We start from the raw sequence: 20,011 nt of genomic DNA, 5'->3' as shown, positions 1-20,011 counted from the left end.
GCTCTAACGTTCGCTCTCTCTTCGTGTTTCTGCCTGCTTGTTCTGGTCGTTCTCCTGGTCGCCATCCGCGCCCGGCTGATGAGAGCCATTGAGACCCTTCTGAAGCATCTTGTAGCTCTGGCCCAGCGACGAGCCGAGTTCGGGCAGACGGCGCGCCCCAAAGATTAAGAGAACGATCAGCAGGACGATCAGCAGATCCCACGCGTGAAACCCCATGATCTTGCTCGCTTTCTCAAAGAGCAGTGCGCCCGGCGCAAGGCTCTCTTTTCCTTCTGTATTGTACGGCATTTTAGCGCAGAAGCAAAGTTGGGTCTCTGACCCGAGTTCCGCCAAAAAATGAGGTGTTGCAAGCGAGGCATAGTACTTGTAGCGCCGCCATCTTGGCGGCTCAACGCTGGCCGCCTGGAAGGCGGCGCTACAAGTGGCGCCGCCCGATAGGTGGTGGAACCTTCAACCGCCAGCGGGTTTCGGCATGCGTTCCGGGTAATTGGTCATAATGCCATCAACGCCCCAGGAGGCCAGGCGCTGCATACGCCTGGGCTGATCGACAGTCCAGACATTGATTTGAAGACCGGCGGTGTGCGCGTTTTCCACCAGCGCGCGCGAGGTGAGGCGCGTGTCGGGATGGATAGCGTCGGCGCCTGTGGCGCGCGCGGCGGTAATCATGTTCATCAGACGCCAGCGCGTCCCGCTGTGCAGCGTAGCGGTGTGAATCTGTGGATGGGCGCTTTTCAGGCCGGTCAGGGCGGGCAGCCAGAAGGAGGAGACCAGCGCCAGTTCCTCATACCCCCCGCTTTCCAGCGCCGCGCCAACGACCTGAGCAATACGCTGCGCCTGCTCCAGCCTATCGGCTTTGATCTCCAGGTTGACCAGCTTGCCCTTTTCACGGCACAGCGCAAGCGTCTCGCGCAGCTCAGGAATCTGTTCACCGGCTCCGGCGTCCAGTCGGCGCAGCTCCTCCAGCGAAAGCTGATCCACCACGCCACTGCCGTTAGTCGTGCGGTCCACGGTGGAATCGTGGATGATGACCGGCGCGCCATCGGCGCTCAGTTGCACGTCGCATTCGATAGCGTCGGCCCCAAGCTCAAAGGCATAGCGAAAGGCCAGGAGCGTGTTTTCGGGTGAACGGCCAGAAGCGCCCCGATGCGCAAAACAGGTAATGTGCCGCTGGATGGTGAAGATCGCGCTGGATTGATTGGGTTCTTCCGTCATAGAATCTCCCATCGTTTCGGATGAACCCAGTATAGCTGAAATCCCTGGGACTGGCTAGCGCCCTTTCAGGCGACGGCGCTGATCCCCTGCCCCATCAGCAGCCTGCGCAGCAGCGGCTTGGCGCGTTGAAAATAGGTTTTTGCCGTAGACGGAGGGATATGCAGCCTTGCGCCAATCTCGGCATAGCTCATGTCTGCCGTGTAGCGGAGCGAGACGACGGCGCGAAACTTGGGAGGCAGCGCGCGGATCGCCTCGCAGAGACACTGCTGTAGATCGTGCTGCTCGGTCTCTTCAGCGGGAGTGGGACACAGATCGGGGAGCAAATGGAGCAGCGAAAGCTCCTCCTCATCCGCCCGATGCCAGGCATCACCCTCAAGCTCAGAAAAGCAGATGGCCCGCTTGCGGCGCGCTTCATCAATACAGTAATTGCGGGCCACATGAAAAAGCCAGGCGGTCAGTGGCCGGTCGGTGCGCAAACTGGGGAGAAAGGTATACAACTGGATAAACACTTGCTGGCAGATGTCGCTGGCAGCGTCGTAATCGTTCACGAAACGAGAGATATAGTGAAAGAGTGGCGCGCTTTGTTCGCGCATCACCTGCTCAAAGAGTTCCCCGCTGCTGCGCTGGGCAGCGCGCGCTGCCTCCTGATGTATCGTGGCATGCTGGCGCATGGGTAATCACCTCCTGACTACACACAGCGTACCCCTGCGGCGGCGCACTCTTCAAGATTTTACGCGCTCTCTGTGAGAAGTCTCAGCCAACGTTAAGGTTATTCTAATAAATCCTCAACAATGACTCCGGTTCCCCCTTTTGTGCGGTTCCACCAATGATCGGGGTCACTGGTAGCGCCGCCTTCCAGGCGGCCAACGCTGCGCCCTGGCGAGCGTTCACCCTCCAGGCCAGCGGACCAGCAGGCCAACGCTGGCCGCCAAGAAGGGACGCGCGAGCGACCAACGGGAGCGAGACTGCCGAGGCCCAGCCGAGGCAAGCGGCAGTGACGCGCGAGCGACCAACGGGAGCGAGAATGGCCGCGCCCAGCGCGGTCAAGCGGCTCTGGCGAAGCCCTTCCCGAAGGGAGGCGGCGCTCCCAGTAACACGCCTCGCTTGCCAACATCTCAGATTTGGGAGAACCCTTTTGTGCTAGCTCTTCTGGAGAAAGAGATGATCGCCCGGTTGGTGGAAATGGCGCGTGTGCTACAGAAAGAGTGAGCAGGCCCACTTTACTTTCTGTAGCAGCTATGATATAGTTGGTAAAGGAAGTGAGGGCGTTTGCTGTCGCCCGCTAGCGTCTGAAATAAAGGCCGGATCATTATGAAATCGTCTGGGCCGTTGACCTCTGAATCTCAATTGAATGAATCTGTCTCCCCGCCTCTCGATGACATCTGCCCGGTGGCCCGCACTGCCGAGATCATTAGTGGGAAATGGACCCTGCTGATTATCCGTGATCTTGCCACTGGCACGAAGCGTTTTAGCCAGTTGGAGCGATCACTCCACGGCATCAGTCCCAAGACGCTCTCGGAACGCCTGTGGTCGCTGGAGCATGAAGGCATCATCACGCGCCAGACCTTCGCCGAAGTCCCTCCCAAAGTCGAATATACGCTCACCGACAAAGGGCAAGACCTGGTCGCGCTCATCGAAACGATGCGCACCTATGGCCGCCGCTGGCTGGTCTGCGACGATTAGCGCCAGGAAGTCCGGCGCTCTGGAGGGCAGGAGAAGCGGCAAAAAAAAGAGGAGCCTGCTAACAGGCCCCGTGTGTCGCTGTACCCTGGCGCCATGCCAGGACGGTAGGGTTAACGAGAAGCGCCTATCAATTCGCGTTGGTGTTCTGCGAGGAAGCGGTGCAGCGTCTCGGCCTCAGTCTCGTCCCTCACAGAGGAGAGTCTCTCCGTTGCCTCGCCGCGTGTCACCAGATCGTACACGTCTCCAACACGATAGTGCAGGTGGAACTGAGGTTCCCCGGCAGCGTTCTTCCCTTCGATGATTAATCCGCCGTCAGCTTCACGAATGGCAATACCCCTTACGCCGGATTCATCTAGCACCCGGCCAACAGCGCTCAAGATGCTCTCGTAGGTGAACGTGGTTCGCATGACCCCTCCCTAACTCGTTTGGGCAACATTTATCACATGGACCCCGCTGTCCATTGTGCACATGAGATACGGCGTTTCTGCCCCCAATGAAGAAGTGTACCATAGCGATAGCTTCTGGTCAAGACCAATAGTACGCTTTTCTGCCAGAAGAGATCATCCGTTCAGAACCACTTCACCGCAGGTATCACAGGCAAAGACAGGGTGCGCGGTGATGCTGCCGCGCAGATAGCCAACGGTGCGTAAACCGCCATCCCGACACCGCAGACAGCGCCGCACCGGCACAACATCCGAATCAGCCACCGGCTGAAAATTCGATGCCGCCATGACCCGATGGAGCTTACTCGATTCGCGGCCTATCACTGCGGCCAGCGCCTGGAATCCAGATTCGACCTCATTGGCGTGTATGTCGCTCACTCATGCGCCCTCCTTTGTGCCTGGCAGCGTTCCCTGGAGTTATTCTCCTGATGATGCCCGACTGCATGTTTCGTGCCAGCAGAGATACCACTCTAATTGCAACTAATTGCAATTGCAATCTTGACTTTTTAGGAATTATCCGGTAATCTTCTTTTGTTGAGTTGCGTGTACCTCCTATTGGAGAAATTGGTTTCCGAATGCGGTTAGGTGTGTAAGAAAGAATACGTAACAAAGAACACTAAGAAGAAGAAAGAAGGAATACGTAAGAAGGGCCGCCCTGCCCAACGCAGCAGGACGACCACTGGCATCTTGTAGAGGCGTTCCGCGCTCCTTGGAGGTTATGGCATGCTTGCGAACTTCAGACGGGTCTTAAGCGATGAAACCCCTGGCTTGCGGGCCAAGGTGATTGGGATTTACGCCGCGCTGATCGCGGTCAATATCGCGTTGTGGGTCATTACCCTTCTATCCTCAATCACCTATCCTTTGCTCCTGCCAGTGGCAGCAGCGGCCTACGGTTTTGGCCTGCGTCATGCAGTAGACGCCGATCATATCTCAGCCATAGACAACGTGACCCGCAAGCTGATGCAAGAGAAAAAGAAGCCGGTAGCCGTTGGGTTTTTCTTCTCGCTTGGGCATTCCTCGGTGGTTTTCATCATGGCCGCCCTCATTGCCGCTGGCTCTGCCTACGTTTCCGGCAATCTCGCCAATGATGACTCGCCGCTGAAGACCTACGGTGGCCTGATTGGTACCAGCGTCTCGGCGCTGTTCCTGTTCGCCATTGCGGTCATCAACATCATCATCCTGGCGCAGATCTTCCAGACCTTCCGCAGTGTCACACGCGGCAGCAGCTACAGCGAGGAAGATGTTGATGAGTATCTAAATAAGCGCGGCTTCTTTGCGCGCATCTTTCGCCCGGTCTTCAAGACCATTGACAAAAGCTGGAAGATGTATCCCGTGGGCTTCCTCTTTGGCCTGGGCTTTGATACCGCCACCGAGATCGCGCTGCTGGCTTCGGCGGGCGCGTTTGCCACCCAGCATGTGCCATTCTATATAGTGCTGCTGCTGCCGCTGCTCTTTACCGCCGGGATGAGCCTGGCCGATACCACTGATGGGGTGCTGATGCTGGGCGCGTATGGCTGGGCCTTCGTCAAACCCATTCGCAAACTGTTCTACAATATGTCCATCACCTTGATCTCCGTCCTGGTGGCTCTGGTGGTGGGCGCGCTGGAGACGCTGAGCATCATCAGCGGCCAGCTCAGTCTCTCTGGTGGGTTTTGGGATTTCGTCAGTGATCTCGACGATAACTTTGGGACGGTTGGCGCGGCGATCATCGTGATCTTCCTGGTCAGTTGGGGCATCTCGACAATTATCTACCGCGTCAAGAAATACGATGATCTTGAGGTGATCAGGACAGCAGCGCCCACCGCTGCGGGCGACTAGCGAGTATCCTCGCATGGGCGAATGATGCAGCGCGGCGGCGCTACAGGCGGCCACCTGTACCGCCGCCTTCCAGGCGGCTCATCGTCGGGCTACCGGAACGTTCGCGCTCCAGGGCAACCGTTCGCCCAGCCGCAGCGGCTAGCCGCCTGGAAGGCGGCGCTACAAGTACAGACGCCGCGCCCGCCAGGGACAGCGGCGGTACAGGTGTCCGCTCCCCCATGCTGGGCATGTTATAATACCAGGTACAACGGCGCAGCTTGCGCAGCGCGCATCTGCTGGTTCCACCAACTATCGGAGAGTGCCACTTGTAGCGCCGCCTTCCAGGCGGCTCAACGCTGGCCGCCTGGAAGGCGGCGCTACAAGTAACATGCCTCGCTTGTCAACACCTCCTGTTTGGTGGAATCCATCTGCTGAAGCAAGTGAGATTGTCTGGCCTGGGTGGATATGAACAAATTCATTGCGGCGCTGATGCAGCCGCTGTCTATTGCGAGCATGAGCCTGGCCTGGCTTTTTTGCCTGGGCTACCTCTTGACTGCCATCATCCCCGTTCTGGCCTACGCGCCCTTCTCAGGTGTGGGCTGGCTGCCTGCCCTCTTTTTCGGCCTTCAGGCGGGGTCGGTGCTGATACTGGAGTTCGATCACTGGCGCTCCTACTATGGCGTGGGCGCGTTCTGGCGTGAACTGGCCGCCCTGCTTGGCATCGCGCTGATCGCCTGGCTGTTGGCGCAGCTCTGGCCGATGCTGCTTGCCAAACAGAGCTTCTTCTCTGTGGCCTGCGCGCTGGGGCTGCTGGTCGTGGTCCTGCTGGCCCCCTATCTGGCGTCGCAGGGGAGCTACCTGCTGCTGGGCGAGCCGCTGCACTTCCAGCGGTATCTCCGGCTCTACTATCAGCGCCAATGGCGCGAGATTGTGCGCGCCTATGAGCCGCTGGTGAAGCGCCGCCCAGGCGCGCTGCGCCCGCAGCTTATTCTGGCGGCGGCCTATTTCAATTTGCGCCAGTTTGACCGCGCCCGTCGGCTCTATCAACGCCTGCTGGAGCGCGACCACTACGCTCCCGGCGCGTGGCAGGGCCTGGCCGAACTCGATTTTACGCGCGGCGCGTGGGAAGAAGCCGCTGGACACTATGATCAGGCGCTGGCCTATGCTTCATATCAGCGGCGCGGCTTCATTCATATTGGCCTGGGCATCGCCTGCTATAAGCTGGGCCGGACGGATGAGGCGACCGCCCATCTGAAAAAATCGCTGAGCTATCCCCTCAGCGGCGCCTGGCGTCCCATCGCCGCGTATGCGCTGATGCGGGCGGCGCGCGACACCGGCGACACGCGCACCGCCGAGCGCGCCCTGCAAAGCCTGGCGCTGCGCCGCCGCGCCCACAAGCAGTTTATGGACTACTGGCAGGCGATCCTCAATTCCAGTTCCAGCCCCCTCAACAGCGACTATCGCGCCGCCGTCAACCTCATTGATCAACTCAGTTGGAGTTGATCGCCATCGTCTCTATTTCCGCACGTCCTTGCGCCTCTGGAAGTAAATGGTCAGGGCCAGGAAAGCGACCGTCAGCAGAATCAGCATGAGCCAGGCAAACAGGAGATGAGAGAGGTCGTGTCCATAGAAATTATCCGGCGTGGTCAGCGTCGGGTTGGTTTTGGCAAACCCAACGGGACAGCCTCCGCCAGAAGAGACATCCTGCTGGCCTCTCGGACTCACACAAAGCTGCGAGTGCAGATGCACCGTGTCGCCCAGCGCCTCCAATCCCCAGCGGGTCACAATGAAGTAGGAAATGATCTCTGTGGCCCCGGAGAGCTTGAAGGTGCTGCCCGCAAAGATGATCTGTGGAATCAGCAGGAGCGGCACCACGCTCATAGCGCGGTCAGTGTTGGGCGCGATGGCCGAAACAGCCAGCCCCATCATCAGGCCGCCCAGCGCGGTCAGGATGAGCGAGATATACAGTTCCACGAAGGCAGGGAAGATGATCCCATCCGGGTAGCCGCTCTTGAGGCCGACGATGGCGAGCAGCAGGAAGCTCTGAATCAGACAGAGGAAGCCCAGCACGCAGACCTTGGACATCACGTAGGGGAAGAGGCCCAGGTTGACGGTGCGCTCGCGCCGATAGATGGGCGCTTCCTTGACGATCTCGCGGGCCGCGTTGATGGTGCCGAACCAGACGGCAGCGGCGGCCATGATGAAAAGCGGCGTCTGCGCGTCAATATCATTGCCCAGATGGCTGGCGAAGATATTCGATTTGGTCAGGAAGATCAGCAGCGCGGCAATGATCGGCGCCTGCAAGAGCAGAATCGCCATGTTGGCGGTGTCGTTCCTGAGCAGTTCGGTGTAGCGCCCCGCCAGCAAGCGGAACTGCCGCACAGGGTCGCCGCGTTTGGGCTGCGGCAGTGACGCTGTGCGCTGCATCTGCGCGGTGCGCGTGGCGGCCTGCGATTGCTGCAAGGGCTGGACAATGTATTTCTGATAGTCCTGTGAACCCCGGAAGCGCCCTTCCCACTCCGCCGGGGCGTTGGGGTGGTCGTCGCTGGGTTCCAGTTCACTGTAGATTTCGGCAAAGTCCGTCTTGCCAAAGAACCGCTTGGCTTCGTCTGGCGGCCCGAAATACGCCAGCCGCCCGCCCTGCGCCAGAAAGCAGACGTAATCGCAGGCGCTGATATTATTGGTGGCGTGCGTCACCAGCACAATCGTATGCCCCCGGTCCGCCAGCCGCCGCAGCAGGAACATCATCTTGCGGTCCAGCCCCGGATCAAGGCCCGATGTTGGCTCATCCAGAAAGAAGACGCTGGGCCGCGCTAACAATTCGACGGCGATGCTGACGCGCTTGCGCTGGCCGCCAGAAAGCTTGCTGATGAGCAGTTTGCGCCGGTGCGTCATCTCCACGTCGGCCAGCACTTCGCTGATGCGCTGCTCAATCTGCGCGTTGTTGGTGTCATCGGGCAGGCGCATCTTGGCGGCGTAGTACAGGGCGCGCTCCACCGTCAGATCGCGGTGGATAATGTCGTCCTGGGGGACGTAGCCCAGCGACGTGCTGAAGGCCGCCAGATGGCGATAGTAATCATTGCCGTTATAGAGGACCAGCCCTTGCTGCGCCGGGCGCAGACCGTTGAGCGCGTCCATCAGCGTTGATTTGCCCGCGCCAGAGCCGCCAACCATCGCCACGAATTTGCGCGGCGCAATGCTGAAGGAGAGATGGTTGAGCAAGACGTTGGGCTTGCCGCTGCCAAAGAGCTTCTTGAGGCCGCTGACATCGCCGACCTTGAAGACATCGTAGGCGTCCACGCGGATATTGCCGCTTTCGTCGTGCTGGGTTAGTTCTGTGCCGGTGAAGACAAAGCGGAAGGGACCAATGCGCACTTCGTTGCCGGGGTCCAGACGCACGCGCCCGCTGATGCGCCTGCCGTTGACATAGGTGCCGTTGGTGCTGCCTTTGTCGGTCAGAACATAGACGCCGGATCGCGGATCGCGGGCTAGCTCGGCGTGGCGCTGCGAAACCAGCGGGTGATTGAGCAGGATGGTGTTGCCCGGCGCGCGGCCAATGGTCACAACCGCCGGAGCGCCCGCCAGGGCGAACTGCTGCATGGCCGGTGGCGGCGCTTGATCGAGCGGCGCGCCGCTGCCGGAGTCGAACACCAGCGTGACAAGCGTGCCGTTCAAGTCGCCAATACGGAAAAGATCGCCATGCGCCAGTTGTTTCTGCTTGATCGGGTGGCCCTGGCTGTAGATGCCATTGACGCTCCCTTTATCAATGATCTGGAACATATTACCCTGCTGGGTGATCTCGGCGTGCTGGCGCGAAACGACCCCGGCGGGGATGACAATATCGTTGCTGGGGTCGCGGCCAATCGTGATCACCGGCTTGTTCAGCGGGTAACGATTGCGGCCTTCGTTGCGGCCTTCGTGAATGATCACCTCTAATGAGGGCATGCCCGGCGGAATGCCGGGCGCGTTGGGGTGGCTCGGCGTCGCCTGATAAGAAGGGCCAGAGGGGCCACTGCCTGGATGATAGGGGGGCGCAGCGGCTCCAACGGTTTGCATACTTCCCGCCGGGTAGGGCGGCTGGGGCGGCGCGCTCACCACTGTGCCGCCCGGCTGGTGGCCCGCGGCCACGCTGGCATGTTCCATAAACTGGAAGGTGATCGGGCCAATCGCCACCGTATCGCCGTGACGCAGCGGCGACTGTGCCACGTCCCGCCCATTGACCTGGACGGTGTTCTGCGGATTGATCTTTTCAATGACCCAGCCTGTCGGTCCCTGGACCAGCCTGGCGTGCTGGCGCGATACCGCCGGATTATTTACCGTAATATCAGTGCCAGGTTCGCGCCCAATCATGAGTTGGGGCTTGTTGAGCGCGAGGGTCTGACCGGCCAGCGGGCCATCAATAAACCTGATCGCGCCTGTCCCATTCATCGGCGCCGACATAACAACCATCTCCTCCCTGGCGAGGCACAACGACAATCACTCATAATACCTCCCACCGTCTCCGCCTCCTCATCAACCACCTGCAAGAGACAAACTTCTGAGGCGATTATATCTGAGGTTCAAGAGCATGGCAAGTGCCTGCTTCATTCTGTCAGTCCAAACAGGCAGACTTCTAAGTTCAGACAAAAAGAAGGTGGCTGTCGTCTTCTGATTCAGCCACCCTCTTGATTTATTTATCCCTATGCCTCGCGCTGTCGTGTACCGAACAGACTATAGAAAAAGGTTGCTAATGGCGATAGGAACAAAATGGCTGCAAACCATCCCCATTGCTTAACACGAGCCGTCGTGAACAGCCCTGTCACCCAGGCAATGAGCGAGCAGAAGAAGCTCAGCCCCAAAAGGGCTAACCCGATCACAATCTGGGCGCTGAGGTCGTACTGTATGGGTCCGGTGACGCACTGCTCCGGCTGCCCCTCAACGCTTGAACAGGATACCAAAGAATGCCCATACGGAACTTTCCAGAAGATGCCCCATGCGACAGCCAGGCAGCACAGCGCAAGCAATGACAGCCAGAACAGGCGTTTGGATTTCATGGCAGAACTTCCTTTGGAGCTAGACAGGACATCAGCCTGTTAACAGTTGTTTCCATTCCGATTGGTGAAGGCGGCGCCATTGTCCACCTGAGTTGTGGCCCAGCCGGTACATGTATAGTCGTGCGGGGGGTTCGTGTTTGTGATGGAAACGTCATCCTCCGCCTTCATCGTATTGGCATCAATCGCCCAACTATTGCAGTACGTATTGCTGAGACCTGTCCAGCCATCCCCGGCATAATTGTTTCTGGTGCAATTTCTCGAGACGAGGCTGGGTCTGCCGCAATTGCCGTTAAAGTGCCAGGTGGTATATAAGGTGGTCCGCCAGCCAAGCTGGTTTCCCCACCAGTATTCGTCCACCCATTCTGCCGTACTGGTCGCGCTTTGGTTTCCAGCGGCGGGACAGCCGCCGCCGCAACAGATTATTTTGGGTTGCGACGTTTGAGGCTGAAAAGCGGAGGTCGTGAGTTGTGTCCGAAGATAGCAGCCGGTTAAGGTGGGATCAGGCGCCTTTCCTGACAACATCCTAATCCCTGTGGTCTTTACTCCAGATGGGTCCGTTTGTCCGGTGTAACCAGCGCGCAGTGTACACGGGAAAAAGTAGCCATTCCCTCCTTTCTTTATTCGTCTTAGCAACCTGGATTATTTATAACCTTTTTTCGACTTCCTGTCAATAGGGGTCGCTTAACTGACAACTCGTGGATGCACCCCCAATGGTCCAGGGTTATCTAAAAGTCGCACCCAAGGACGCCGCTGGAGAGAGACTCCCAACCCAGGCACGAGCAGCAGCCGTCCGTAGGCGCGGTTTCAACCGCCTGCGGACTTTGAGATCGCCTTGTCATCCCCCGGCCTGCCACGCCTGAATAAGCGCCAGCGCCGCATCTTCCAGGTCGGGCGCTTCGCTGTCCAGCCAGTGGATACGGGCATCGGCGCGAAACCAGCTATACTGGCGGCGGATATAACTGTGCGTGTGGTATTTCAGGCGCTCGACGGCCTCTTCCAGCGATGTTTCGCCGCGCAGATACACGCCCATCTCGCCATAGCCCAGGCTGGTCATGGCGGGCAGCCGCCAGTCATACCCGCGCGCGACAAGAGCGCGTACTTCATCTACGAATCCGGCGGCGATCATCGCATCAACGCGGCGATCAACCCGCGCGTAGAGCCGGGCGCGCTCGCAGGTCAGCCCCAGCAGCAGCGCGCGATAGGGCGAAGGCCGCGCCCCTTGCAGGGCAGAGAATGGCTTGCCCGTTACCATGCAGACCTCCAGCGCGCGAATGACGCGGCGCGTGTTGGCCGGATCAATGCGCGCCGCGCTGGCCGGATCGAGCGCGGCAAGGCGCGCGTGCAGCGCCGCCGCGCCCTCGCGCGCGGCCTGCGCTTCCAGTTCGCGGCGCAGTTCCCACTGAGGCGGCACTTCCGGGATCGCCAGGTTATCTACGACGGCGCGGATATACAGGCCAGTGCCGCCGACCAGCAGCGGCAGATGCTCCCGCGCGTGAATGGCGGCGATGGCAGCCTGGGCGTCGGCCTGGTATTGCGTCAGGGTATAGGGTGTGTCGGGGGTGATGCTGTCGAGCAGATGATGCGGGACCAGCGCCCGCTCCTCCGACGTGGGTTTGGCGGTGCCAATATCCATGCCCTGATACAACTGGCGCGAATCCGCCGAGACGATTTCGCCATGCAGGCGCAGAGCCAGGCGCAGCGCCAGCCCCGTCTTGCCGCTGGCCGTTGGCCCAACCAGCGCCAGCAAGGGAATCGGTGGGGGAGGGCAGATCATGGTTTCGTCGCCTGCTGGCGCTGGAAGCGGCGAACGTAGCGATTCAAGCGCACAGCCAGGATCGCGCCCAGGATGATGCCGGCCACGATGGCGATTGGTTCGATAAAACGCAGCGAGGCCGGGAAGCTGCTGGTCAGGATATAGCCCACGAAGCCGCCCAGGACAAGCATGCCGACAAAGACCAGGAACGTCGCGCGCCGGGCGACAGCCCCCAGGATACGCAAGACATAGCCGCTCACCCTGGGCGCGGCTCCCAGCGCCGCCGTGATCGCCTCGATACTCATGGCGGTCACGAGCAGGGCTTCCGGGTGATAGACGCCCTGAAAGACCTCTGGCTGGAGCCAGTTGGCCCACAGCAGCGCGACCAGCCCCAACGAAGTGAGCGAACAGACGGCGCTGGTAAGCGCGCGCCGCTCCAGACTGTCGCCCCAGCGCCCGATCATCGCTCCGATGGTGGCTACCAGCGCCCAGCCGACCAGCAGCAGCGGGAAAAAGGGGCCGCTTAGCAAGCTTATCAGCGTTTGGAAGCCGAACGCCTGTTGCAGCCCCAGCAGGACCGCCAGCGCCAGGCCAAAGCTCATGACAGCAGAGGTGGCCTGCTGAACGATTTCGGGCTGACGGTGCGGCGGCCAGCTATGTTTGAGGATGCGATTGCGGTCCCGCGCCTGCTTGCCTGACAGCACCCCGGTCCCCTGGTTGCCTAGCACCTGGACACTCACCGGCAAAATCAGGCGCTGGCCCGCGCTGCTGATCTGGACGCTGCTCTGATGCTTCTGTGAGCCGGGGAGCGTCCTAGTGTCGGCGCGCACTTCAATCAGCGTCGGGCCGTTGAACTGCGCGGGCGATACTTTCAGCCAGGGGGCCATTGGCTTGACCTCGCCGCTGATGCTGGCGCCCTTCGCGCCGCTGACCATGAACGTGGCGACACCAGCCTGACCGGCAGCCAGCGATCCCATGTCCAGCGCGCCCGGCTGCGCCTGAAGAACGCCGCCCGCCAGGGTAGAAACCTTCGGGCTGGCCGGGGCAGCGGCAACGCCTGCGGCGCTGCTTTTCGCTGTGCTGCTGGTCGGGTCCAGTTGTCGCAGGAACTCGTCCAACCCCTGGGCATGGTCTGTTTTGCTCGCCACGACGCTGTGCGCCATCTTCGACAGCTTGCGCTCGCCCACGGTGCGCAGCCAGGTCTCAAAGCGCCCGGCATAGAGATATTCTTCGGCCTCCTGGGGAAGCTGGCGACAGAGCGCAGCCAGTTCCGCGGCGTTCGCGGCGCGCTGGCCGCTGCGAAAGACAAACGCGCCAGGCGCAAAGAGCGCGCCGTGAAACTCGGAGATGCTCTCGAAGCGTTCCTCGCGCTTCAGGTGTGTCGCCTGCTCGATGGCTGCCTGCACATGCGGCGAAACATCGGGGTTGAGCGTATGCAGCGGCGGCAGCGAGAAGGGCGTGGAGGATGGGTCGTAGTTGGTGAGCAACTGGTGCAGCGTCACGCCCAGCGCGTACACATCCGAGCGCGGATCGGTCTGCCCTTTGCCGTATTGCTCCGGCGGCGCGTAGCCCGGCGTACCCAGCACCTGCGTATCGTGCGTTTTGTCGCGGCGAAAGATGCGCGCGATGCCAAAGTCAATCAGCTTGACCTGGCCCTGCTTCGTCACCATGATGTTGCCGGGCTTCAGATCGCGGAAGATGATCGGCGGGCGGCGCTCGTGCAGATAGGTGAGGACGCTGCACAACTGTTCGGCCCAATCCGTCACGTCTCGCTCTGGCAAGCTCCGGCCCGCGCGCTCCAGCCGGTCCTCCAGCGTCTCCCCCTCGATATACTCCATGACCAGATAGTAGCGGTCCTCTTCTTGAAACTGCTCATAGAACTTGGGCAGGTTGGGATGGTCCAGCGCCTTGAGCATTTCGGCTTCGGTTTGGAAGTTTTCGATGGCCTGCTCGCGCTCGCCCTCTTTGAGAGCCGCCTGGCTCATCTCTTTGATGGCCCGCAGTGGCTCGCCGCGTTTGCCCTCGTCTTTGACCTTATAGACCGCTGCCATGCCGCCCTGGCCCAGTTTCGCCAGGATCAGATAACGCTCGCGCAGCAGCGTTTGCGGCGGCAGCAAGCCGGTGCGCGGGCTGACATGCGGCGTGGTATGCGCGCCGGTATCTGTGGGGATGTTGACGTTGGTTGCGCCAGGGTCATCGGCGCTGGTCACGGTAACGAGTGTCGCGCCGGGATCATCCCCCGCGCGCTTTGAGGAGGGCGCGGCCAACGCCGCGCCCGACGGGCTGGCTGGCCCGCTCAGCAGCGCGCCACACTGGTTACAATAGGTGGCGCTGTCTCGGTTAAGCGTCCCGCAGTGCGGGCAGGTGCGCATCATCGCTCGATTTCATCCCCCTCAGATACCAATCGTCCAGGTGGTGGCGCCTACGGCGGCGGGCGCTTGCCTCGGCATTCTCGCTCCCGTTGGTCGCTCGCGCGCCCGCGCCTTTTTTCTTTCGCCCGTAATACGACTGAAGCCCTGGGAGGGTTTCACGGCCAGCCCTTCATCTTCTGGTGCGCATGAACCATGCCGTCGGGCATTTGTGTCTCTGATTCCAGTATAGCACAGCCGCCTGGTGGGTGAATAGGCGGCTCACTTGTAGCGCCGCCATCCTGGCGGCTCAACGCTGGCCCGCTGGTACGCTGGCCTGGAGGGCGAACGCTCGCCCAGGCACAGCGGCTCGCCGCCAGGGACGGCGGCGCTACAGGCAGGATCAGCCCGCCTGTACCGCCAGCCTCCGTGCTGGCGCAACGCTGGCCCGCCGGTACGCTGGCCTGGAGGGCGAACACGCGCCCTGGCGAATCGCTAGCCGCCAGGATGGCGGCGCTACGAAAACTGCCAAACGTCCCGAATCCTTGACAGCATATAAACCGCATGGTAGGATAGAAACAGCAAACGACCCCTTCCAGGGCGTTTGACAGCACATTTCCAGCAAAACGGTTGACGCGGCAGTGTAATCATCACTGACCGCGCCATACCCCGAAGCCCTGAACATGCCAGGAGATGGGGCTAGACGGATTGTACCATTCTGGAGTGGGATCGATCTCAATAGCGGCCACCTCCTGGCAAGCCAGGCGCCGTGCGCCGGGTGTGCGGGCAGGAAGCGGCGGTGATCGGGCATTGCCTCATCGCGGCGGCTTCCTGCTTCCTCACGCTGGCTCGCGCTGCCTCAGCTTGCAGAGGACTGGGGGCCGCTTTTGCATGGGACGCTGTGCGCTGAGTGTTGGAGAAGCGCAAAGGAGATCGAACCATGCAAACACTATCGTGGGCGCGCTGGGTCGCGTTTGTGGACTGGCTGAGCAGTGGCGGTGTGTCGGGCGTCTTGCCAGAGACGCTGCGGCGAACGGTCGGGCCGGTGTGGCTCTGGCTGCCGCTGGCGCGGCGGGCAGCAGAGGCGATTGGCCCCTGGCTGCTGGCGCTGCTGGCCGAGCGGCAGCGCACAGGCCGGAACGTGCTGACGCCAGAGGCGGAGTGGGAGGGGGCAGGGCTGCTGGCGGCAGACGCCGAGATGCGCCCGCTGAGTCGGCGCGAGGCCGGGCGCGCGTTGGCGTGGGTAGGGTGGCTGGTGGAGGCGGAACTGGCGCGGGTGGTGCGACTGGTGGAAGCGCCGGAGCGGCGGCTGCGGCGGGTCGGCTGGCTGGCCGAGGAGGTGCGCGCGTGGGCGCTGGTGGTCAGTCTGGCGCGGCTGGGGCAGGTCTATGCTGTGTTGGAGCGAAGGCAGGGGCGGGAGGCAGCGGAGTGCGCGTGGGCCGGGGGAGCGGAGCGAGTCTGGCGGCAGACGACAGAAGAGCCGCCAGCGGCGTGACTTGTAGCGCCGCCGTCCCGGCGGCAGGGGGGCTGAGGGGATGTGGTACCTGTAGCGCCGCCATCCTGGCGGCTCAACGCTGGACCGCCGGTACGCTGGCCTGGAGGGCGAACGTCACTTGTAGCGCCGCCATCCTGGCGGCCCACCATCTGCCTGGGCGAACGCTCGCTTTAAGAGGCAACGCCCATGCTGGCGCAGCGTTGGCCGCCTGGAAGGCGGCGCTACAAGTACAGACACCGCGCCTAGCGAGGCGGGGGGAAGCCCAGGTCGGCGGACCTGGCGGTACAGGCAGAGGCCGCGTGTACCGCCGCCGTCCCTGGCGGCGTGGGCGGGGCAGGGTGTGGCGCCTGCCGCTCTTGCTGCGGTACAGGCAGTATTGCACTATTGATGTATTACAGTACTGATAGAGGGAATTACGCAGGATGGTTGCTCATCAGCCAGAATATATGACAATATTGATGTATGACAATACTGATAGAGGGTCTATTGCCGATCAATCCGCCGACATGGCCCCCGCCGCTTTGCCCGGCAGTACTGCTTGCTCAGATGCGCTGTCAGGGCTGCTGCTGACCGCGCCGCTGGGCAAAAGCCAGGCGGAAATGACGCCCAGTCCGGCCAGCGCAAACATCATGAGAAAGAGGATATGCAGCGACGCGCCCAGCGGGCTAACAAGCTGGCCGAGCAGATGAGCGGGCAGCGCGGCGCGCGTCTCCGGGCGCAGCAGCGCGTTGAGCGTCAGGAATTGGCCCGGCTGTGTCGGATCGGGGATGGTCCCCAGGTGAATGCCAGCGGCGGCCAGCCTTGCCATCAACTGCATGTTCAACACAGCGCCCATCACCGAAACACCGATGGCCCCGCCAATGGTGCGCGAGAACTGGTTGGAAGCGGTGGCAACGCCGCGTTCGTTCCAGGGGACGGTATTTTGTACCGCGATGAGATACGTCAGGGAGATGATGCCCAGGCCAAAGCCGGTCAGCCCCATGCCAACGAGAATCAGCGCGGCGGCAGCGGGCCGGTTCAGGCTCAGCCAGCCCAGCGGCACGATCAGCGCCAGCCCTGTGCTGGAAAGCGCGACGCCAACCAGGCCGCTGACACGATAGCCCACGCGCAAGACGAGGACGCCGCAGAGATAGCTGCCCGCCGGCCAGAAGATCGAAAGCGGCGCGAGAGCAATCCCCGCGATCAGGGCTGTGCCGCCCTCCACGCCCTGCACATAGAGCGGCAGATACGAGGGCAGGACGACGATCAGCGTACCTAGCAGCAGCGCGCCCAGCGTTGAAACCGCGATGATGCGCTGCTTAAAGAGCCGGGGCGGCAGAACCGGCTCCGGGGAGCGAAACTCTTGCCAGACAAAGAATGCCAGGCAGACCGCCGCCAGCGCCAGCAGCCCCAGGATGGGCGCGGAATCCCAGGGGAAATCTACGCCGCCCTCCAGAATCCCCAGCAGCAAAGCCGTGACGCCAACAGCCAGCGAGGCCGCGCCCAGGTAATCAATACGCGGGCGACGAACCTCCAACTGCTCGTGAAGGTAGACCCAGAGCAGGACGATGGAGAGCAGGCCAAAGGGCAGGTTCATGTAGAAGATGCCGCGCCAGGAGATATACTGAGTGATGAGGCCGCCAACGAGCGGGCCGATCACGCTGCTGATGCCCCAGACGCCGCTGAACAACCCCTGCACCTTGCCGCGCTCTTCGACGCTGTAAATGTCGCCAACGATGGTGAAGGTCATCGGCTGCACGCCGCCCGCGCCTAATCCCTGCACAACGCGATAGAGAATCAACTGCGGCATGCTCGTGGCTGCGCCACACAGCCCTGAGCCGATGAGAAAGAGGATCGCTGAGATGGTGAAGATGCGCTTGCGCCCGTAGAGGTCGGCGAGCTTGCCATAGATGGGGATGGTGATGGTGCTTGCCAGGAGGTATCCCGAAAAGACCCAGGAGTACAGGCTCAGCCCGCCTAGATGCCCAACAATGGTGGGCATCGCCGCGCTCACCACCGTGACATCCAGCGCCGAAAGCGCCGTACCCAGCATCACCGCAATGGTGACAATCCGCCGATCATGCTTCGTCATCGCTCGTTCCTCTCCACGCTGCGAGTCGCTGCGTCAGTCCCCATGCTGCGCCCCTTCATGTTCGATCAGATGAATATCGCTCGGATGCGGCGTGAAGTCCCTGGCGAGCGTCTGCGCGTGTATCGCAGGCGCTTTGTTGGGATCGCGCCGCTGCGGATCGTCTGTGCGCCGCGACCAGCGCCAGCCGAGCAACTGCGGGACGATCACGACGGCGGCAGCCAGGCAGACGAACGCGCCCACGCGCACCGTGAGCAGCGCGCCGGTATGGTCGGCCAGCGAGCCAGCGAAGAAGCTGCCAATGGGCGCCAGCCCCACCAGCACCAGCGACCAGACGCTCATCACGCGCCCGCGCAGGTGATTGGGTACGTAAGATTGGATGATGGTGTTGCCGGTGGCGTTGTTGGCGACGACGCAAAAGCCGACGCCCGCCAGCATTGCCAGCGAGAGCGCGAAGCTGTGCGAGAACGAGAAAACGATCAGCAGCGTGGCCGCGCTGGCCGCGCCAAACATCATGAAAAAGCGCCGCTGCTCTGGCGTGTTGGTATAGGCCAGGCTGACGGAAGCGATCACCGCGCCAAGGCCAAGAAAAGCGGTCAGTGTTCCCAGTCCGGCCACGCCGACGTGCAAGACCTGATCGGCAATCACCGGCATCAGCGTCGTGTAGTTGGGGATGGCGAAGACGCCGATAAACGAAACCAGCAGAAAGACGAGCAGGACGCGCCGGTCATCGTGGATATAGCGCAGCCCTTCGCCAATCTGGCTGAAAGGATTGCGCCGCGCCGCTGCTGGCTTCTCTCGCGCTGGCAGGCGGATGAGGAAGAGGCCGATAATGACGGCCACGAAGCTGAGCGCGTTCAGAAAGAAACAGCCAGCAATGCCGACCACGCTGATAATGAAGGCTCCCGCTGCCGGACCCAGCACCCGCGAGCCGTTGAAAATTGATGAGTTGAGGGCGATGGCGTTCATCAAGTCTTCCTGCCCAACCATCTCGACGATAAACGCCTGGCGCGTGGGCATGTCGAAGGCGTTGACGATTCCGAGCAAGAAGGCCAGCAGATAGACGTGCCAGATTTGCACGACGCCCGTCCAGGTGAGCAAACCCAGCGTAAGCGCCAGCAGCATCGAAGCCGTCTGCGTGCAGATAATCAAGGTGCGTTTGGGCAGGCGATCAGCGACAACACCACCGGGCAGCGAGAAAAAGAGCACTGGCAGGAACTGAAAGGCGCTGACGATGCCCAGATTGAAGGCTGAGCCGGTCAGCACGTAGACCAGCCATTGCTGCCCCAGCCCCTGCATCCAGGTGCCGATCAACGAGACTAACTGGCCGCACCAGAAGAGGCGAAAGTTGCGGTGGCGCAGAGCGGTGAAACCCCGCGCCATGCTGTGTAAAGTTGAGTGCGGCGGGGGCAAGAGCGTTTTTTGTTCTTGCGAGTATTCTGGTGTGTTCACGAAGGCGAGTCCGTTGTCGCCTGCGCGGGGGGCGCGGGCGGATTCTGGTCTGGCGGTTTGACGCGCGCCAGCGAGTGGCGGCGAACGCCAAAAGCCCTGGGTGTATGGGCAGACGCAGTATTTTTGTAGTGCTGCGCCAGTTGTTCAAGGGTGGGGACAGCCACCTGCCGATAGCGTTCCTCCAGAAAGATCGTCTCCTGAAGGTGTTCGCGCTGCTGCGCCAGTTCGGTTTGCAACTGGCTGATGGCTGCGGCTGCCTCTGAGGCGTCGGGCGGATCGCTGTGAAGAAGCTCTGCCAGCCTGGCTTGCTGGTCCTCAATCGCTTGTTCCAGATAGCGTCGTTCGCGCCCCAGTTGGGCGGCGCGCTGCAAAGCGCGCTCCGGCGTGGTTTGCAGGACTTCCGGCGGGATGGGCCGTTCGGCGGCCCCGTTAGCTGTGGCGGTATGGTTGGTCTGCTGGCCGCTGAGCGGCTGCGCCCCATTCGTCGGGCTGGCGGGCGTTGGGGCCGCCGGAATAGGCCGCGTATCTATTTCTTCCACGACGGCGCGGGGATCGAAGATTTTCAGTCGGGCGGAGACCTGGGCCTCTACCCGTTGGGTGTCGGCGGCCCGGCGTTCGGCCTGCCCCTCAAGACGCCAGATGATGATAATGCCGATCACACAGCCGACCACCACGCCCGCCAGTATCCAGAAGAGCGGATCCATGAACCTGCGCCCTCCTCTCGGCG

At 61.7% G+C, this 20,011-nt stretch carries 20 protein-coding genes; 5 read left to right on the top strand and 15 right to left on the bottom strand.

All coding sequences use genetic code 11. The features are described 5' to 3' along the window. Window positions 1-3: 3 nt before the first annotated feature. The 4 genes from tatA to VH599_11890 all read right to left on the bottom strand — a co-directional run bounded on the left by tatA (window position 4) and on the right by VH599_11890 (window position 2,131). Window positions 4-216, bottom strand: coding sequence for a twin-arginine translocase TatA/TatE family subunit (gene tatA / locus VH599_11905; GenBank protein HEY7349006.1), 213 nt, complete (start codon window positions 214-216; stop codon window positions 4-6). Window positions 217-450: 234 nt separating this feature from the next. Next, window positions 451-1,212 (bottom strand): glycerophosphodiester phosphodiesterase family protein, encoded by a 762-nt coding sequence (locus VH599_11900; protein HEY7349005.1) that lies wholly within the window; start codon window positions 1,210-1,212, stop codon window positions 451-453. Window positions 1,213-1,277: 65 nt separating this feature from the next. Then, window positions 1,278-1,883, bottom strand: coding sequence for a sigma-70 family RNA polymerase sigma factor (locus VH599_11895; GenBank protein HEY7349004.1), 606 nt, complete (start codon window positions 1,881-1,883; stop codon window positions 1,278-1,280). Between the two features lie 98 nt (window positions 1,884-1,981). Beyond that, complete coding sequence (locus VH599_11890; GenBank protein ID HEY7349003.1) at window positions 1,982-2,131, bottom strand: hypothetical protein; 150 nt, start codon at window positions 2,129-2,131, stop codon at window positions 1,982-1,984. Window positions 2,132-2,523: 392 nt separating this feature from the next. On the opposite strand from VH599_11890, the gene VH599_11885 reads away from it, so the two are divergent. Further along, complete coding sequence (locus VH599_11885; protein ID HEY7349002.1) at window positions 2,524-2,895, top strand: helix-turn-helix domain-containing protein; 372 nt, start codon at window positions 2,524-2,526, stop codon at window positions 2,893-2,895. A 110-nt stretch (window positions 2,896-3,005) separates the two neighbouring features. On the opposite strand, the gene VH599_11880 is transcribed toward VH599_11885, so the two are convergent. Continuing rightward, window positions 3,006-3,302 carry a hypothetical protein gene (locus VH599_11880; protein ID HEY7349001.1) on the bottom strand — a complete coding sequence of 99 codons (297 nt, stop codon included), beginning with the start codon at window positions 3,300-3,302 and terminating at the stop codon, window positions 3,006-3,008. A 153-nt stretch (window positions 3,303-3,455) separates the two neighbouring features. Then, window positions 3,456-3,716, bottom strand: coding sequence for a hypothetical protein (locus VH599_11875; GenBank protein HEY7349000.1), 261 nt, complete (start codon window positions 3,714-3,716; stop codon window positions 3,456-3,458). A gap of 345 nt (window positions 3,717-4,061) precedes the next feature. Here VH599_11875 and VH599_11870 point away from each other — a divergent pair, with 345 nt between their 5' ends. Beyond that, on the top strand, window positions 4,062-5,156 hold the full coding sequence (locus tag VH599_11870; protein HEY7348999.1) for a HoxN/HupN/NixA family nickel/cobalt transporter: 1,095 nt from the start codon (window positions 4,062-4,064) through the stop codon (window positions 5,154-5,156). 40 nt (window positions 5,157-5,196) lie between these two features. On the opposite strand, the gene VH599_11865 is transcribed toward VH599_11870, so the two are convergent. Further along, a complete protein-coding gene (locus tag VH599_11865) occupies window positions 5,197-5,385 on the bottom strand; it encodes a hypothetical protein (GenBank protein HEY7348998.1) in 189 nt (62 codons plus the stop codon). 215 nt (window positions 5,386-5,600) lie between these two features. On the opposite strand from VH599_11865, the gene VH599_11860 reads away from it, so the two are divergent. Continuing rightward, the gene (locus tag VH599_11860) at window positions 5,601-6,638 is read left to right on the top strand and encodes a tetratricopeptide repeat protein (GenBank protein ID HEY7348997.1); all 1,038 of its coding nucleotides are present in this window, start codon (window positions 5,601-5,603) and stop codon (window positions 6,636-6,638) included. Between the two features lie 12 nt (window positions 6,639-6,650). Here VH599_11860 and VH599_11855 read toward each other — a convergent pair whose 3' ends face one another. The 5 genes from VH599_11855 to VH599_11835 all read right to left on the bottom strand — a co-directional run bounded on the left by VH599_11855 (window position 6,651) and on the right by VH599_11835 (window position 14,801). Then, window positions 6,651-9,575 carry an FHA domain-containing protein gene (locus VH599_11855; GenBank protein ID HEY7348996.1) on the bottom strand — a complete coding sequence of 975 codons (2,925 nt, stop codon included), beginning with the start codon at window positions 9,573-9,575 and terminating at the stop codon, window positions 6,651-6,653. Window positions 9,576-9,814: 239 nt separating this feature from the next. Beyond that, entirely contained in the window at window positions 9,815-10,168 is a 354-nt protein-coding gene (locus VH599_11850; protein ID HEY7348995.1) for a hypothetical protein, read from the bottom strand. A gap of 835 nt (window positions 10,169-11,003) precedes the next feature. Beyond that, entirely contained in the window at window positions 11,004-11,942 is a 939-nt protein-coding gene (miaA, locus tag VH599_11845) for a tRNA (adenosine(37)-N6)-dimethylallyltransferase MiaA (protein HEY7348994.1), read from the bottom strand. Continuing rightward, window positions 11,939-14,296: a protein kinase gene (locus VH599_11840; protein ID HEY7348993.1), complete on the bottom strand. Its 2,358-nt coding sequence runs from the start codon at window positions 14,294-14,296 to the stop codon at window positions 11,939-11,941. The genes miaA and VH599_11840 overlap by 4 nt, the downstream gene beginning before the upstream one ends. 376 nt (window positions 14,297-14,672) lie before the next feature. Next, the gene (locus tag VH599_11835; protein HEY7348992.1) at window positions 14,673-14,801 is read right to left on the bottom strand and encodes a hypothetical protein; all 129 of its coding nucleotides are present in this window, start codon (window positions 14,799-14,801) and stop codon (window positions 14,673-14,675) included. Window positions 14,802-15,209: 408 nt separating this feature from the next. Here VH599_11835 and VH599_11830 point away from each other — a divergent pair, with 408 nt between their 5' ends. Both VH599_11830 and VH599_11825 read left to right on the top strand, forming a co-directional pair. Further along, window positions 15,210-15,764, top strand: a complete 555-nt coding sequence (locus VH599_11830; protein HEY7348991.1) for a hypothetical protein — start codon at window positions 15,210-15,212, stop codon at window positions 15,762-15,764. A gap of 42 nt (window positions 15,765-15,806) precedes the next feature. Continuing rightward, on the top strand, window positions 15,807-15,938 hold the full coding sequence (locus VH599_11825; protein ID HEY7348990.1) for a hypothetical protein: 132 nt from the start codon (window positions 15,807-15,809) through the stop codon (window positions 15,936-15,938). Window positions 15,939-16,257: 319 nt separating this feature from the next. Here VH599_11825 and VH599_11820 read toward each other — a convergent pair whose 3' ends face one another. From VH599_11820 to VH599_11810, 3 genes are read right to left on the bottom strand one after another with little or no spacing between them, the layout of a single operon-like run. After that, window positions 16,258-17,835 (bottom strand): MDR family MFS transporter, encoded by a 1,578-nt coding sequence (locus tag VH599_11820; GenBank protein ID HEY7348989.1) that lies wholly within the window; start codon window positions 17,833-17,835, stop codon window positions 16,258-16,260. 33 nt (window positions 17,836-17,868) lie between these two features. Beyond that, the gene (locus tag VH599_11815; protein HEY7348988.1) at window positions 17,869-19,284 is read right to left on the bottom strand and encodes an MFS transporter; all 1,416 of its coding nucleotides are present in this window, start codon (window positions 19,282-19,284) and stop codon (window positions 17,869-17,871) included. Continuing rightward, window positions 19,281-19,988 carry a hypothetical protein gene (locus VH599_11810; GenBank protein HEY7348987.1) on the bottom strand — a complete coding sequence of 236 codons (708 nt, stop codon included), beginning with the start codon at window positions 19,986-19,988 and terminating at the stop codon, window positions 19,281-19,283. Before VH599_11810 ends, VH599_11815 begins: the two co-directional genes overlap by 4 nt. Window positions 19,989-20,011 lie beyond the last annotated feature (23 nt).

It is taken from the genome of Ktedonobacterales bacterium (genome assembly GCA_036557285.1).
In the GTDB taxonomy this organism is placed as follows: Bacteria; Chloroflexota; Ktedonobacteria; order Ktedonobacterales; family DATBGS01; genus DATBHW01.
Note: the sequence above shows the minus strand (reverse complement) of the source record. Positions and strands in the feature narration are given on the sequence as shown.

Excerpts from the sequence above, each read along its gene's own strand:
- tatA (HEY7349006.1), bottom strand. The coding sequence starts at position 216 with ATGGGGTTTCACGCGTGGGATCTGCTGATCGTCCTGCTGATCGTTCTC.
- VH599_11900 (HEY7349005.1), bottom strand. The coding sequence starts at position 1,212 with ATGACGGAAGAACCCAATCAATCCAGCGCGATCTTCACCATCCAGCGG.
- VH599_11895 (HEY7349004.1), bottom strand. The coding sequence starts at position 1,883 with ATGCGCCAGCATGCCACGATACATCAGGAGGCAGCGCGCGCTGCCCAG.
- VH599_11885 (HEY7349002.1), top strand. The coding sequence starts at position 2,524 with ATGAAATCGTCTGGGCCGTTGACCTCTGAATCTCAATTGAATGAATCT.
- VH599_11880 (HEY7349001.1), bottom strand. The coding sequence starts at position 3,302 with ATGCGAACCACGTTCACCTACGAGAGCATCTTGAGCGCTGTTGGCCGG.
- VH599_11870 (HEY7348999.1), top strand. The coding sequence starts at position 4,062 with ATGCTTGCGAACTTCAGACGGGTCTTAAGCGATGAAACCCCTGGCTTG.
- VH599_11865 (HEY7348998.1), bottom strand. The coding sequence starts at position 5,385 with ATGCCCAGCATGGGGGAGCGGACACCTGTACCGCCGCTGTCCCTGGCG.
- VH599_11860 (HEY7348997.1), top strand. The coding sequence starts at position 5,601 with ATGAACAAATTCATTGCGGCGCTGATGCAGCCGCTGTCTATTGCGAGC.
- VH599_11855 (HEY7348996.1), bottom strand. The coding sequence starts at position 9,575 with ATGTCGGCGCCGATGAATGGGACAGGCGCGATCAGGTTTATTGATGGC.
- VH599_11850 (HEY7348995.1), bottom strand. The coding sequence starts at position 10,168 with ATGAAATCCAAACGCCTGTTCTGGCTGTCATTGCTTGCGCTGTGCTGC.
- miaA (HEY7348994.1), bottom strand. The coding sequence starts at position 11,942 with ATGATCTGCCCTCCCCCACCGATTCCCTTGCTGGCGCTGGTTGGGCCA.
- VH599_11840 (HEY7348993.1), bottom strand. The coding sequence starts at position 14,296 with ATGATGCGCACCTGCCCGCACTGCGGGACGCTTAACCGAGACAGCGCC.
- VH599_11830 (HEY7348991.1), top strand. The coding sequence starts at position 15,210 with ATGCAAACACTATCGTGGGCGCGCTGGGTCGCGTTTGTGGACTGGCTG.
- VH599_11820 (HEY7348989.1), bottom strand. The coding sequence starts at position 17,835 with ATGACGAAGCATGATCGGCGGATTGTCACCATTGCGGTGATGCTGGGT.
- VH599_11810 (HEY7348987.1), bottom strand. The coding sequence starts at position 19,988 with ATGGATCCGCTCTTCTGGATACTGGCGGGCGTGGTGGTCGGCTGTGTG.